2 protein-coding genes are annotated in these 943 nt (G+C 35.5%); both read left to right on the top strand.

What is annotated here, in order from left to right:
- Positions 1-66 precede the first annotated feature (66 nt).
- Positions 67-555 (top strand): transposase family protein, encoded by a 489-nt coding sequence (locus D0T56_RS16550; protein WP_163321271.1) that lies wholly within the window; start codon positions 67-69, stop codon positions 553-555.
- 1 nt (position 556) lies between these two features.
- On the top strand, positions 557-943 hold a 387-nt coding region (locus tag D0T56_RS16545; RefSeq protein ID WP_163321270.1), incomplete at its 3' end, for a transposase family protein.

Genomic DNA, 943 nt, shown 5'->3' with positions numbered 1-943 from the left:
TAGAGTTTATATTTAATAGTTTATTAAAGCGTTCTTTTACATAACTTTGTGATTTACTAATCACAAATGAAATACGACAAGATTCGAAAAAATCCGAAGCAATTATTATCATTAACAGGTTTTAGTTTATCGGAATTTGAAGCATTTCTGCCAACCTTTAAGTATCATTGGGAAGAATATCATTCTCATTTTACGTTAAAAGGAAAGCCCCGAATACGCATTTCATACGGAAGAAAGAGTAGCCAGTTACCCTGTATAACAGATAAATTGCTATTTATTCTCTCCTATATGAAGAATAATCCGTTACAGGATTATCATGCAACGATGTTCGATATGACTCAACCTCAATGCAATGAATGGATACATCGATTGTCCGATATTTTGTATAAAACCTTAAAAACGTTGGGAGAACTACCCGACAGGAATCATTTAAGAGTAAAATATCTGGCAGAGCAATGTAGCAATATATTGCTTGATGGGACAGAAAGACCGATAGAACGTCCACAGGATTCTGACAGGCAAAAATCGTGTTATAGTGGTAAAAAAAACTCATAACGTGAAGAATGACCTGCTTTGCACTGCTAACAAACGGATACTTTGGCTTTCTCAGACCTATGATGGCAGTATCCATGACAAGAAGATTGTTGATGAACAACCATTGAGTTTACCTTTCGGAACTACGTTATGGCAAGATACCGGATTCTTAGGTCATAAACCTGAAAATGTAATCATTAAGATGCCAACAAAGAAACCTAAAGGCAAGCAATTGACTGACATTCAAAAGGATGAAAACAAGAAAATCGCAAGTTTCCGTATTCTTGTCGAACATGCCATCGGTGGAATCAAAAAATGTCGTATTGTCAAAGAACGTTTCAGGTGTCGCAAGTTTGGTTTTGACGATTTAGTCATGATTATTGCTTGCGGTCTGCATAATTTTAGAATT

This window comes from Dysgonomonas sp. 520, assembly GCF_010501095.1.
Taxonomy (GTDB): domain Bacteria; phylum Bacteroidota; class Bacteroidia; order Bacteroidales; family Dysgonomonadaceae; genus QVMP01.
Note: the sequence above shows the minus strand (reverse complement) of the source record. Positions and strands in the feature narration are given on the sequence as shown.